11 protein-coding genes are annotated in these 13,276 nt (G+C 47.0%); 5 read left to right on the top strand and 6 right to left on the bottom strand.

From position 1 onward, the window contains the following. The 5 genes from KKE17_15605 to KKE17_15585 all read right to left on the bottom strand — a co-directional run. The coding region (locus tag KKE17_15605; protein MBU1711424.1) for a hypothetical protein at positions 1–1,017 on the bottom strand (1,017 nt) is incomplete at its 3' end. Positions 1,018–1,025: 8 nt separating this feature from the next. After that, the gene (locus KKE17_15600; protein MBU1711423.1) at positions 1,026–2,039 is read right to left on the bottom strand and encodes a DmsE family decaheme c-type cytochrome; all 1,014 of its coding nucleotides are present in this window, start codon (positions 2,037–2,039) and stop codon (positions 1,026–1,028) included. Positions 2,040–2,462: 423 nt separating this feature from the next. Then, complete coding sequence (locus tag KKE17_15595; GenBank protein ID MBU1711422.1) at positions 2,463–4,958, bottom strand: transporter substrate-binding domain-containing protein; 2,496 nt, start codon at positions 4,956–4,958, stop codon at positions 2,463–2,465. 98 nt (positions 4,959–5,056) lie between these two features. Beyond that, positions 5,057–6,271 carry a hypothetical protein gene (locus tag KKE17_15590; GenBank protein ID MBU1711421.1) on the bottom strand — a complete coding sequence of 405 codons (1,215 nt, stop codon included), beginning with the start codon at positions 6,269–6,271 and terminating at the stop codon, positions 5,057–5,059. A 333-nt stretch (positions 6,272–6,604) separates the two neighbouring features. After that, positions 6,605–8,641, bottom strand: a complete 2,037-nt coding sequence (locus tag KKE17_15585) for a TonB-dependent receptor (protein ID MBU1711420.1) — start codon at positions 8,639–8,641, stop codon at positions 6,605–6,607. A gap of 308 nt (positions 8,642–8,949) precedes the next feature. On the opposite strand from KKE17_15585, the gene KKE17_15580 reads away from it, so the two are divergent. From KKE17_15580 to KKE17_15560, 5 genes are all read left to right on the top strand, one after another. After that, positions 8,950–9,369: a hypothetical protein gene (locus KKE17_15580; protein MBU1711419.1), complete on the top strand. Its 420-nt coding sequence runs from the start codon at positions 8,950–8,952 to the stop codon at positions 9,367–9,369. Between the two features lie 201 nt (positions 9,370–9,570). Continuing rightward, on the top strand, positions 9,571–10,050 hold the full coding sequence (locus KKE17_15575; GenBank protein MBU1711418.1) for a hypothetical protein: 480 nt from the start codon (positions 9,571–9,573) through the stop codon (positions 10,048–10,050). A gap of 129 nt (positions 10,051–10,179) precedes the next feature. Further along, positions 10,180–10,449 (top strand): hypothetical protein, encoded by a 270-nt coding sequence (locus KKE17_15570; protein MBU1711417.1) that lies wholly within the window; start codon positions 10,180–10,182, stop codon positions 10,447–10,449. Positions 10,450–10,919: 470 nt separating this feature from the next. After that, positions 10,920–11,579, top strand: coding sequence for a Crp/Fnr family transcriptional regulator (locus KKE17_15565; GenBank protein ID MBU1711416.1), 660 nt, complete (start codon positions 10,920–10,922; stop codon positions 11,577–11,579). Between the two features lie 79 nt (positions 11,580–11,658). After that, positions 11,659–11,874 carry a hypothetical protein gene (locus tag KKE17_15560; GenBank protein MBU1711415.1) on the top strand — a complete coding sequence of 72 codons (216 nt, stop codon included), beginning with the start codon at positions 11,659–11,661 and terminating at the stop codon, positions 11,872–11,874. Positions 11,875–11,948: 74 nt separating this feature from the next. Here KKE17_15560 and KKE17_15555 read toward each other — a convergent pair whose 3' ends face one another. Continuing rightward, positions 11,949–13,208 carry a M48 family metallopeptidase gene (locus KKE17_15555; protein ID MBU1711414.1) on the bottom strand — a complete coding sequence of 420 codons (1,260 nt, stop codon included), beginning with the start codon at positions 13,206–13,208 and terminating at the stop codon, positions 11,949–11,951. Positions 13,209–13,276 lie beyond the last annotated feature (68 nt).

The raw sequence follows: 13,276 nt of genomic DNA, 5'->3' as shown, positions 1-13,276 counted from the left end.
GGTTTCCAGCTCCTGATGCCGGTATTTGAGAAATAAATTAAGATCAGGGGCAGGAATCCAGATCAGGTCCATGGCCCCGTGCAGGGTGTCCGACTGGGCGCCGCTGTAATTATTCTTCTGGTTGCCGTGGCTTAAACTCGCTGAGGCGACAAAGCCGCCGGTATAGGAAGTGTGCAGTTTCACTGAGTTGAGTGATGATTCCGTTTCCGGAATAACATCATGGGGATAGGTGTCGGCAGGCCTGGTGGATTGGATGGGGTAGGCATCATAGAGTACATTGTTCCGGCCCGGATCAAACTCTGTGCGTTCATGGGCGACTTCAACTTCCAAAGGGCCCAGATGGCTGTTGAATCCCAGTGTCAAGTCCGTGGTTCTCCAATCTATTTCACGGGAACTTGAGGTCTTGTTGATATTCCCGAAAGTTCCGATCAGGTAACGCTGCTGTATGGCACCGTCCTTTTGTATATAACGATGCGTGAGAAAGGTGTGAAAAGGGAAATCCGGGGCTTTGAGCCTGAGCGACAGTATGTTGTCGTATACTTCAGTTCCGTATAGGTCATCGGGATTCTTATCATTGTAATTAATACCTGCCGCCCCGGTTTGCTGATAATCATAATGATCCAGGTTGTGATAGCTGCCGGTGAAAATATCTCTGAACAGCAGCAGGTCGTGATAGGCGTAGCCCATGTCCCCATAATAATTATTGGCACCGAGAAATTCGCTGTAAAGATGGAAACGGTGCGGAAGGGGATAGGAGTCCAGGTTGATGCTGCCGGCAAAAGATGAATGGGGATACTGGTACTCGCCGGCCCTGGTGAAATCGTCCAGGTTCAGCCACCGGTATCCCACGGACAGATCCACTTCGGTTTCATGATGGGCCTGGGTGTCGAATTCTCTATGAAGGGCCAGACTTTCCGCTGTATTAAAGGGCTGGAGTTCCCCTCCAACCGCCGTGACCGCTGTCAGACACATGAGCAGTCCCAATCGCAGGATTTTTTCCAGCAAGGTTTTGCCCATGAGCCATCTCATTGTGTGAACCTGCCATTTCCGGATGAGGATGGGGTATCAGTGCCGTGAATACGGGAATGGCAATCAGAGCAACGGGTATAATAGGCCCTTCGTGATTCTGCTGATGTGGGGGCCCCGGTGTTGGTATCGATCCTGTGGCCCACATGACACTGCAGACAGAGCAAAGGCTCTCGGGCCTTGAGAAGATTGTTGTTCACCGAGCCGTGCGGACCGTGACAGGTCATGCAGTCCTCCATGAGGTCAGCATGTTCGTACAGAAAAGGGCCCCGTTTTTCAGGATGACACTGGACGCAAGTCTCCTTGACGGTGTCCTTGCGCAGATGTTTGCCGCCCATGCCGCCGTGGGCGTTGTGGCAGTCCGAACAAAAAATTCGACCTTCCCTCATGGGGTGATGACTCGGCAGGGAAAATTCGGTCTGCTGCAGGGCATGGCACTGGAAACACATGGGGCCCGTGTCGCGCGGGCTGACCTTCAGGTCAGGGCTGCCGTGTACATGATGGCAGTTGAAACAGGAGACGTCATTCATCGAATGAACGCTGGCATTCCAGTTGTGCAGGTTAAAAGTGGCATTGGCGGTATGGCATTTCAGGCAGATCAGGGACTGGGCCTGGGCCGGAAGATTTTCCAGATCAATAAGTGTTTTATTGTCGCAGGCTGTTTTTTTTGCGTTGCGGGTGTTTTCGGCAATCAGTTCCTTGGTCAATTTTTCAATGGCCAGGCTACCTGGTCCGTGACAGGATTCACAGTCAACCAGCGGCATTCCGGAATCCCTTTTCAGCTGGGCGCCCATGGTGCTGGCGTCAAAGTCCTGCTTCATGCGGTCATGTTCATGACAGCTTGCCAGGCAGTTGCTGGTGCCGACATAATCCGCATCCAGCCGTCCGACGATCATCTGTTCATATGCCTTGATCGGCAGGATGGCCCGGGAGATCTTCAGGGTATTACTGCAGCCGCTGAAAAGGATTGAGAGCAGGAGGATGAAAAGTGAAAGAATTTTAAGAGGTTGCATGTGGCGGGAAGTGTCTCCTCTAAAATCTGATAATCTGCTGAGTGGCAGAAAACATGATACATAAACCCAGAGAAATATCCTTGTAAAATCTTTTTCACTACCAAACATCATTCATTCTAAAATGCTAGAAAGATTACCAATAATTATCAAGTAAAAATTCCGAACCTGTTGATAAAAACCATTAATTTATGAATTGACAGTGGATATTCTGATATCTTCCGGTTTTCAATTAAAAGCGGTCTTTAAGCTCTCCGCCTCGGAGTTTTTGCTCTTATGCCCAGAGAAACTTCAACATGACATCTGCTTGAGTGGAGTCAAAGTGGTTCGGGGGTCGATTCTTATGAGAATGGAATGGCTGATTCCTGGCTGGAATAATACTCCATAATTGATCGCAGTGATAGACAGCTATTGTTAAACAGCACATCATGATGCATCCAGCACCTTGCGAAGTAATTTGGCAAGTGTGCCTTTTACTAACGGTTTAAGGGCAAACTCCTTGATTCCCAGTGATTTTGCTGTCTCCGCGTCAATCTGGGTGCTGTAACCGGTGCAGAGAATGATGGGGATATTCGGTCGTATCTGCAGCATCCGCCTGGCAAGGTCGGCGCCGGTCATACCCGGCATGGTCTGATCGGTGATTACGGCGTCAAATGCATCAGGATTGTTTTGAAATGTGGACAAGGCCTCAAGGCTGCTCCGCCGAATGGTTACATTATAGCCAAGTCGTTCCAGCATGTCCTGACCCAGCTCGGTCAGTAATTCCTCATCGTCTATGAAGAGAATCCGCTCCTTGCCTGAGGGTATTTCCTCGCCGTCTTCGACAAACGGGAGTTCTTCCTGCTCAACCACCGGGAAATAGACATGAAACGTCGTTCCTTTACCCAGTTCGCTTTCGACGGTGATTGACCCGCCGTAATCGGCAATAATTCCGTGAATGATTGCCAGGCCCATGCCCGTTCCTTTGCCTAATTGTTTGGTGGTAAAATAGGGGTCGAAAATTTTATCAATCAGATCAGGGCCGATTCCTGTGCCGGTGTCTGAGACCATCAGTTCTACATATTGACCAGGTGTAATATGTAACCCCATTTGCCGATTACCTTCGTCAAACAAAACCTTTTTCAACTCAATTTTCAGGATACCGCCGGATTCCTCCATGGCATGGTTGGCATTCGTACAGAGATTCATTAAGATCTGGTGGACATGGGTCGGGTCTGCGAGGACGACTCCGCAAGTTGCGTCAATATCAGCCTGTATTGCAATGCTTGTCGGTATGGATGACCGCAGCATTTTTACTGTTTCGTTGATGAGTGGGTGAAGGTGTGTTGGAATACGTTCGATCTCTGCCTGTCTGCTAAAGGTAAGAATCTGTTTGACTAAGTCTTTCGCACGATTGCCGGCTTCAAGAACCTTCTCCAGATCACCAACAATTTTGGAGTCTGGTGGTGCATCATCCTTCGCCAAATCTGTGTAGCCTATAATTATCGCCAGAATATTGTTGAAATCATGGGCAATACCACCTGCCAATGTCCCAATGGCCTCCATTTTCTGGGCTTGCCGAAGCTGCGCGATCATTTTTTTTCTGTCCTCCTCCGACCGGGTGCGTTCGGTGATGTCGCGAGCGATACCCAAGACTCCCATAAGCTGTCCCTTACTCCCGAACATCGGTGTCTTTATGGTTTCCACAAGTTCCAGGTGGCCATCATCGGCAAAAACAAGCTCCTCTTCATTTACGCAGGGCTTTCCCGCAGCCATGGCCGCTTTATCATGTTGGCGGAAAAAGTCAGCCAATTTCTTGTCTACAAAATCGTAATCGGTCCTTCCGACAATTTCCGTTTCTCGGGCGCCGAAGAACCGTTCGAATTTCTCATTACATGCCAGGTACATTCCATCCGGGTCCTTCAGCCAGACCAGATCCGGGATGGTCTTGATCAGGGTTTTCAGGTGCGCTTCACTGGACAGAACCGCTTCCTCGGACAATTTGCGTAATTTGATTTTCCGGGTCAGTTCACCGGTTTTACGAGTTACTGCCAACTTCAGCATCCAGAGCCAGGTTCCCATCATCAGCAAGACAGCCATTCCAACAGCAAGAATATAGATAAAATAGCGGAAGTACGGCGTGAAACTGATTGGCATTCCCATCCACAGACTGTCGATTGCTCGATATTCCTTTTCGGAGATCAGTGAAAAACCCTTTTCCACGGTGGCCAGTATTTGAGAATTGCCCTTGAGCACAGCCCGGTGAAAATAACCGGTATACAACGGCGGACTCTCTCGAAAAAGGTCTTGGATGCCTGCCTTGTTAAGGAAATAAAGGGCCGCAGGTTTGTCGACAGTGAAGACCTTGATTTTGCCGCTTTGGGCCGCCTCGATGATCATCTCGTAACTGGGATACTCGACGATATTGGTGATGCCGCCCTGGTGAAGAATTTCTATGACATTATCGCCCTTTTTTGCAGCCACCACGAAGCCCTTCAGATCCTGCACTCCACGGATACCGGAAATATCGTAGTGAAAATAGAGGGGTACGTCTATGGGCGCGGATGGCTTGCTGAAATCATATATTTTCTCACGGTGATCGTTGCGGAACAGAGTATCAATAACATCGAACTCACCGCTTCGCATCCCTTGCTGGGCCTCGGCCCAATTCATGCCGGTGAGCTCGGCGCGGACACCGACCTTCTCCTCCCAGAGTTTCCATTGATCAATAAGAATTCCCTGGAGCTGCCCCTTTTCATTCCTGAAAACATAGGGTGGATAATTATCGTCCATGATGACCTTGATTGTTTTCAAGGTTGATGAGTCATCTGCTTGAGCCGCGGCACCTGCTGTGAAGAATAACACCGTAAGTACCAGCAGCGCTCCGAGCGTGGCATGAGAGAGAATTGTGCGGCTGATAAATCGTTTTGTTCGGTGACCCATTTTGCCTCCGGTCCGTTATCTGGAAGTGTTGATACTTCCTGAATTGTAAAAAGGTCGGCTGGTGGTGGAACCGTCCCAATCATTTAGAATAAGAATTTTTACTTGTCGACATTCTCGAGAAGAATATCAAAGACGTGGCCCACGGAGAAGTATTCGAGTCTGCCCCATGAGCCGTCGGCCTGCATGGTATTCCGAAAGGTCAGGTTATAGACCTTGTACTCGCCGGAGAATGGTTTTCCCAGGCAATGGGCGCCGATATAGCGGTAAGTGCCGATAATCCAGTGATTGTCGCGCCAGCGGATTTCTGTGCGTTCTTCCCAAGGCGAATGGATGGAAATTTTGAGGAGCATGGTGTCACCCATTGCCTGTCTCCAGGCGGCGCGGATGTCATTTTCCACTGCATCCCACTCTGCGCCGGCATAAGCAGGTCTCGGGAAACGGGCGTTTTCCAGACGGTGATGCGCTGCCTCGACAATCTGGCCACGGATCTGAGCGATTGCCGCCGCAACCTTGTCCGTTTCAAGGGACAGGGATTGCTTTCTTTGCCAATGGGTGCGCCGGGCTTCTTCAAACTCCGGGAATTCTGCCTTCTGCTCCAGGGATAATTCCGGGAAGGTGACCGGAACTATCTGCAGCAGGAGATCGGCAAAGTCCAGGACATATTTCTCGGCGATATCCGCAGCCTGGCGCTTAACCTCGGCAGGCATGTTTTCAACCTCTTTAAGTCTTTTCAATCCCTGCTGGTCAATGGTCTGCGCTGCCATGTCCAGGGTTTCCCGGGTATTCAGTTTCATTTCATTGAGCCAGGCAGCGGAGAACCCTTGAAGCCGTAAAACTGCATCGCGAATACTTTCACCGTTATCAACGGATTTAACTATCTCATCCAGATCAGGATATTGTTTCAGGAAGGCGTTCACGGCTTCATGCGCGTCAGGCATTATCTGATAAACCTGATCCAGCCGTATCTGCGGTTCGACCAGGTTGTTTTGCAATGTTTCAAAGTCGGTAATCGCGCCGCTGCCGAAAGCGTCGCGCAGCCTTGAAAAAATTCCCAAAAATCGGCGGGCGTCTTCTGCAGCCGCGTGCAATTTTGTTTCGGTTGCCTGGATGGTTGCAAACAGCACCGGAGAATTTGCCGCGTTCTGCATATCGGCCTGGGTGTATGATTGTTCAGCCCTGTCCGGCGTTTCACTAACCTTTTGCAGATCATCGGCGGCTTTGCCGGGGGATTCTTCCGCAAGAACGGCCTGCCCGTAAAATAGCATCAGAGCGACTAGTAAAAAAACTCTGATAGTGTCATTAACTGTCTTCATTACAGGTTCCTTTCGATTAATTTGCTTATTTTCTGATTGAAACGTTCACAGGGTATTTTTTGAAAACAGGAATTCGGATGAAACCTGCTTCCGAAAACGTGACAATTTTAATAGTAAACTTTAGATGTTGGTTGTGACTTTAATTACTATCCCTAAAACAGATGAACAATAACAAGGTTTTTTTCGAGTAATACTGGTGGATGTGTATGCCGGTTTCAACATGTCCGGGAAGACTGATGATTTTTGAAAATAGAGGCGACAAAATACAAAGAGCCGTGTCATCCAGATAAGGAAGAACGGCTCTTTGTGCGGGATCAGCTGAAGAAAGCCGGATCAGAATGAATACTGGATTGTTCCGTAGATGCTGCGTCCCGGCTCCGGGACAATAATGCCGTTGGCGCTGAATGGATTACGCAGATAAGAAGAATGTTCGCTGTATTGACGATCAAAAAGATTGTTGACTCCGGCCGCGAGTTTGAGGCGTTTGAGCTGGTAGCCGGTTTTGAAATTGGCGATTCCCCATCCGGCGGTTTCATCTTCCCCTACAGACGTGTCAATCTTGTCCTGTCGGTCAGCGCAGATCCCTTCGAGTTCCGTATAAAAAATTCCGTTGTCATACCGTAGTTTTAGATTGCCTCTTAAGGGCGGAATTTCCTGGAGATTTGTCTTGTCGGTGTCATTTTTGCCGCGGCTGTATGCTATGCCGGTTGAAGCAAAGAGATCAAGGGGCAGCGAGATCATCAGCGACGCTTCGCCGCCATACATGGACGCATCAACATTTTTATAACTCCGGGCTGTGGTTGCGCCACTTGTAACATCGGTTACAACGATGAAGTCATCAAGATCACTGTAAAAAACCTGGGCTTTGATCAGGGTGATATCCATGGCATATTTAAGGCCAAGATCCACTTCGTTATTCTTAACGGTTTTGAGCCCTGGATTGCCGACCTTTGTGGAAACCGAATAGTAGCGTTCCTCTGCATCCGGCACACGAACGCCACGGCCGAAACCGACAAAACTGCTGAACGAATCAGTAATTTTATAATCAAGCTTCAGATTGCCGGCCAGTGATTCATCCGTGGCGCATCTGGAAGTGTCATCATAAAACAGGCTGTACACGCTGGTACGGTCTATATTTGCCTTGGAGCGGGTATAATCGAAACGCAGTCCGCCGCTCAAGGTTGTTTTCCTGTTGATTTCAGCCTGCTGGTCCAGATAAATTCCGGTATTCATCACATCCACATCCGGCATGGAGGCCATGCTCATGTACATGCCGGACATTGTCATGTACGTTGTCATGGTGGCATCCCAGTTGCGTTGATAATGATCAATGCCCATGGTTGTCCTGCCGAAGGTTTTGAGTTCCCCTTCAAGCTTTACGCCCGAAGTTGTTGAACTTGCCAGGTTACGCATGCTGTAGGCTCTGGGCAGGGCGCCGCTGCAGGCTGCAGGATTGGCGCTAGAGGCACATCGCTTGCTGTTGGTCATATCATGTTCGACATTATTGACAAAGGCGTGAATCCGGATTGAATTAAGCGCTTCCCCACTGTTGTTTATTGTATAGTTTGCATCAACCCTGGTGGCGTCATCATAATCAGCATCCATTGTCAGATAAGGATACAGGACATCATCCGCCTCCTGCCTGGTATAGGCGAAGGTGAAATCCTGATTATCCTTCGGTTTGATGCCGGTTTTGAACCAGGATGTCTTGATATTGTAAGCCGGGCTGTCCTGTTCGGATAATCGATATCGTGCTGCGGATGTTTCCGGGTATATCTCGGTAAATTTTACGCCGTTGCCGTCTTCATAGGGATTTGAATATTTGAAGGCGAACCCGCCAAGCAGGCTGTAATTGTCTTCAGCATAGGAAACCACCGTTGAGGTGTTGGTTTCGTTGAAGGAACCGTAAGTGAAAATAACATCACTGTGCAACCCCGGTTTTGCGGATTTGGAAGCAATATTGACCACCCCTCCCATGCTGCCCTGAGTGGTGACATCGTATGGACCTTTGGTTATTTCGATCCTGTCGACTTCGGCAAAGTCTACATGGAAGGCAGGCGGATCCATCTTGCTGGGGCAGGCACCATAGATTTTTGCGCCGTCCACCAGAACGTTGATGTTGTCCTTTGAAAAACCGCGAAGCACGATGTCATTGGCAATGCCTCCTTTTCTCAACTTGGTTATGCCCGGCACGCTCTGCAGCGCTTCTCCCGGATCTTTGGCATTGCTTTCCCTTACTTCCCGAACCTCCATGGTATCGACTTCGGTTTCCTTGCCGGCTTTAATTTCTATTTCATCCAGCAACAGCCCTTCTGCAGAGACGGTTGTGGCCATAAGTAGAAAAAATCCCCCCAACAAATATTGCTTCATGATGTCTCCCTTGCTTAGATAAAAAATTATCGCAAAAAAACATTAGGCATAATGGCTGTTAGTTATTCTTGATAATCAATCACCATAATAACTTTAACCATCTGCAAACATTGATTAAAAATGTAATGTGCAATACCACGGAGTGGCAATGCAGGGAATGTGGCAAATTGTCGCAGGCGCAGGATTGGATAAACGGTGTTTTCTTTCTTGACAATTGGGATTGTAAGATGATTAGATGATATATCTAATTGTTACTCCGTGAAAAAATCTGTATTCAGCTGCAGGGATAACTTTTTTAGGAGGAAGCCATGGGTTTTTTAGACAAAATTTTTGGTGCCAAGAAACAGACATTTCATTCATCAGTCAATCCTGGGATTCCTGAAGTTAAATCAACCAATGCCCTTATCGGGGAACTCAGTGAACAGCTTTCAGAACCACTGGAAGTTGTTCCTGACGATGACTGCGCTTTTGTATTTATTGGAAATCCCCGGCAGGAACTCAACATGGCCTGGATAGAGAAGGGCAATATCCACAATCTGCAGAACCTTGCGGATTCCAAAGGCATGGGGCAGGATCAGTTTGCCGGTATGGTTGATAAACTTAAAGAGGCATACCAGCGAAGCGAAGACCATCAGCGGTTTACCTCGAATATCGGCGGCAAAGAGGTTGTCATAACTCCTTCATTCGCCCTTGCGGGCGAAGTCAAGCAAATCATTGCCGATTCCTGAGCTCAAGACTTATACCTGAAGAATTCCAGTTTATCCCCTTTTGCATCTGATAATTAAGTTACGCCCGGAAACGTCTGTGTGGAAATCCAGTCCTTTCAATAACCTTGACGATTAATTGAAAATCTGTCAGGGTTTGCTTGTTTCAAGAAAACCTCATCGCGTATTTTTATTGGTTATCGTCCATGCCGCAAATATGAAGTTATGAATCAATGGAGCAGTAAATCGCACAACCTGCAGACTATCGCCACCTTAAGTATGATCTCAGCCTTATTTATTTCGGGTTGTTTTGCACCAAGGGTGGTGGATCAATCAAATGAAACGGCTGAATGTAAACTGGTTACCAGGGAATTGACCTTGGACATGAACGACGACATATCTGCATTTGGCAACGCCGCGATTGATTTATCACTTCGCTGTGGAGAACCTGAGTGCCTATTGATTATTCCTGCAGGAATTATCTCAGTTCCCATCGGTTCTTTTATTGTTTCAGGTAGTATTGTTGCAGGTGGCAACACCATCCACTGGCTTGAAAAACAGGGTAAATGTGATGACAGTGTAACCCAGAAGGTTGTTGCTGATATTCAAGAAAAAACCACGTTGATGGGAGGGATTATCTTCAAATCCTGCAGTGAATTTTACAATTGGTTGGAACAGAAATTAGGCAATCCGGTGGAAGAATGATAGGGTTGTTCAATTCTCTTTTGATTTTATATACTTGAAACTTTTTTACGAAAAATTTAGAATCATCAGTGCAGGGAATTTATTGAGTACACCGTAGGACTTATTGCAGCGGGGGGGGCTTGGAGTTTGATGGAAAAATTTATGCATGAGCCGGACGATCATGATTCCCTGGTGAAATCACTTGAGATAGAGCAGTTCAGGTCTCACCTTGTAGAGCGCATCAATAGTATGTCATATGATGAGCTCAAGTTTCTGGATTCTATGTGTGATCACATTAATAAATATATGACCTTTTTTGAAGTTATCCGGGGAGGACAAAAAACCGAAAAGTGTGAAGAAAAGCGCGAGGAGTCGGTAAATGACCAGGTGGTTATTGAAGGCATAGAAGACCTGCTATGAGGTGATGCCCCAAGATTATTGATTAGTATAAAAGTGAGAGATTCAATAACAAGGTTTCCGTCTTTGACGTAGAGACCTTTTTTTATAGTTTTTCTTTCCCGTTTAGTACACGAAAGACAAGGTATTGAAAGATAAATTTACACCTGTTGCTTTATTTCCTGGATGGGATTTATTAATTTTCTTGATGCCTTTGGCCGTTGCTGTTAATTTTTTTCAGATCAGTTTCAGGGGGAAATTTTCCGGATCAATAACTTGTTGTTTTTTCAGTACTTTTTCCTTCACTGGCCAAACCCGGTAATTTGGGTAATTATCTGATTTTCCGCCCAATCCGTATTGGTTGGGAAATGAATTGAACCGGACTCCTGAAGGCTTCCCCTAGCTTGAATGCTTGCTTTTTTCTGTTGCGGTGAACTTCAATCACTCAATTGTCAAACGTCTTGTTGCAAGAAGATAAACGAGGGTGAAAAGACATGCCAAAAGAAATCTTGAGAAAAAATCCGCTTTTTTCGTGCCTGAACGAAACCGAGCTTACCGCACTGGCGAGTGTGGCTGTGAAAAAGACCTACCCTAAAAACACGATTCTTTTTAACGAAGGCGATAAAACGGATTCGATCTACATTGTTTACAGCGGCAAGGTCAAGGTGACAATCATTGATTCTCACGGAAAAGAAATTATTCTTTCGCTTCTCGGCCCTGGAGAATACTTTGGAGAGATGGCGGCCCTGATTGACGATGAGACCCGTTCCGCTTCCGTCATGACCCGGGAAACCAGTGAACTGCTTGTTATATCCCGCAATGATTTCAGGGAGATTCTCTCAACACATCCGGATATTGTTTTCAGCCTTCTTAAGGGTTCACTTGAGCGGCTTCGCGAAGCCAATAAAAAAATTGAAAGTCTTGCCTTGATGGATGTTTATGGACGGATAGCAAGGCTCTTTATGCAATTTGCCCAGTCTAGCGGCGAGACTCAGATAATTGAAGAAAAATTAACCCATCAGGATATCGCCAATATGGTTGGTTCTTCTCGTGAGATGGTCAGCAGAGTCATGAAGGAATTGACCACTGGCGAATATATTGAGGTGAATAATAAACTTATCGAAATTAAGAAGAAGTTGCCTTACTCTTGGTAGATGATTCTTCGGGTTGAGGGCATTGTTGTCATCGACCCGCAATCTTGACAGAATACTTCCTCTGATATAAAAAAGAATTATGAAAGTACGAATCTGTCCATACTGCAGGGAAAAAATCAAAAGGTTTGCTACGGTTTGCAGGTATTGCCGAAAGGATATTCCCGCAATCAAAGTATCTCACAAGAAATCCATCGGTGTAATATCCGCGATTCTCGCAACAGCTTTAATAGCCGGCGGCGTCGCATTGATAACTGCCGAGTATCTCAAAGAGCGACGCAACTGGCTCAAGAAATAGTCTTGTTCGCCCCTGACTCCGGATCAAGCCCCTCAGTCCATAATTATCCAGTTCGATTGGCTGTCGGCTACAGTCTAAACAATCTGATCAGTTGCCATGGCATATAGATTTTTGACGCGTTCCGGAAGGGGCGGGTGGCTGTAATAAAATGCCGCATACCAGGGATGGGGATGCAGGTTTGAAAGGTTTTCTTCGCCGAGTTTCACCAGGGCGGTCGCCAGGGCCGCAGGCGATCCTGTCAAGGATACGGCGAAGTCATCGGCCTCTTTTTCATGAATCCGCGAATAAAGGCTTCCCAGAGGCTTTATGGGGAAAAGAACCAGCGAACCAACAAAACCCACCAGCAGTAATTTGACATGAATGGTCGGATGGTCGATGTTGAAAAGGGTGGTGATTGCATCGCTTTTTATGAGCTGATAAGCAACAAAAAAGCCCAGAAGCGCAAGCCCTTCCATGAGTAAGAGTCTTTTAAGGATATGTTTCTTTTTCCAATGTCCTGCTTCATGGGCAAGAATTGCCAATAACTCCTCATCGCTATTGTTTTCAAGCAATGTATCAAAAAGTATGATCCTTTTGACATGGCCGATGCCGGTAAAATAGGCGTTGCTGTGGGTGCTTCGTTTGGAGGCATCCATGGTCAGCACTTTGGTGATGGAAATTCCCGCCTTTTTCATCAATTCCTTGATTTTAATTTCCAGAGTTTCATTTTTGATCGGTGAGAATTTGTTGAACAGCGGTTCGATGACGTATGGGGAAATATACATCATAAAGACGCTGAAAAGGCAGAGGAAAGCCCAGAGGATCAGCCACCAGTATTGGGGGGAATTCTCAATGATCCAGAAACCGCTGAAGAGCAGGATTCCGTAAAGAACAGATGAAAGGAGCAGTGATTTAAGCAGATCAACCAGCCAGAGAACGATGGTCTGGGTGTTGAATCCGAATTTTTGTTCGACGTGAAAGGTGTTATAGAGGCTGAAAGGGAGTTTGAGAAATATTTCTCCGTAGCTGATCAACAGGAAGAAAAGAGCGCCGGAGACCATGAAAGACCAGTGGTTCCCGGTAATCCAGTTATTGTACCAGTTCAGCAGACCTCCGAAGATAAAAAATACCGTAATCGCTGTGTCAAAAAAGGATGCGACAAAATCAACTCTGGTATGTGCGGCAGTGTAGTCCCGCATTTTTTTCAGCGTTTCGACATCGACCCTGTCTTCAAAACCCTGCGGGACATTTCCGCCATGCCGCGCCTGGTAATGTAGATTTATGTAGGAAAATATATTTTCGAAGAGCTGTACGGCAAGGTATGCACAAAAAATAATGATTAGAAGTAGTTCCATGGTATGTGATCAGGTGTATTTATTTATTCGTGTAGGATTGTCGCAGGCATCGTTTGAAGGCGAAAACT

The organism is Pseudomonadota bacterium (assembly GCA_018823135.1).
GTDB lineage: Bacteria > Desulfobacterota > Desulfobulbia > Desulfobulbales > CALZHT01 > JAHJJF01.
The sequence above is the reverse complement of the archived record's forward strand: the minus strand, read 5'-3'. Positions and strand labels throughout refer to the sequence as shown.